This window comes from Bacillus sp. RCC_6_1 (genome assembly GCF_041360755.1).
GTDB lineage: Bacteria > Bacillota > Bacilli > Bacillales > Bacillaceae_G > Bacillus_A > Bacillus_A cereus.
Genome location: NZ_JBFUPV010000043.1, coordinates 1 through 506 on the forward strand (window position 1 = coordinate 1; position 506 = coordinate 506).

Consider the following 506-nt stretch of genomic DNA (forward strand, 5'->3'; position numbering starts at 1 on the left):
TACGATTTTTTTGTATCCGTAAAATCAGCGTCTTTTGACCTTGAGTATTCAGCGATACCACTTGTATGGTTCAATATATGCCGGATAGTAATCTTGTTACCATCATATCCATTTCCTTGAATGACACCAGGCAACCAGTCTTCGATGTAGTCGTTTAGATTCAGGCGATTCTCTCCAGCTAATTGAAGTACAACTGTTGCAGTGAACGTCTTCGTCACACTCCCAATGCGAAAGCGAAAATCTGTTTTCATCGGTTTCTTGGTTCTCAGATCCGCTATTCCAGCGGCATACCCCCACGTTTTTCCACCCTCAGAAGTTTTAGCAAGTATCCCCGGGTATCCAAGTTGCAATGTATCCCGCATTGCTTGCTTGACGGAATTACGATCTCGTTGAGTATTTGTTTGTAACGAACTAGATACATTTTGCGTGGGCTCTGCTTTTACAATTGAGGTTGGTGTTGTATATAACAGGGAACTTCCAGCTATTAAAAGGGCCAGACTTGCACA

At 42.7% G+C, this 506-nt stretch carries 1 protein-coding gene; it reads right to left on the minus strand.

Translation table 11 applies throughout. The annotated features are described in order from the left end of the window. On the minus strand, positions 1 to 506 hold a 506-nt coding region (locus tag AB6801_RS31230), incomplete at both ends, for a serine hydrolase domain-containing protein (RefSeq protein WP_370941400.1).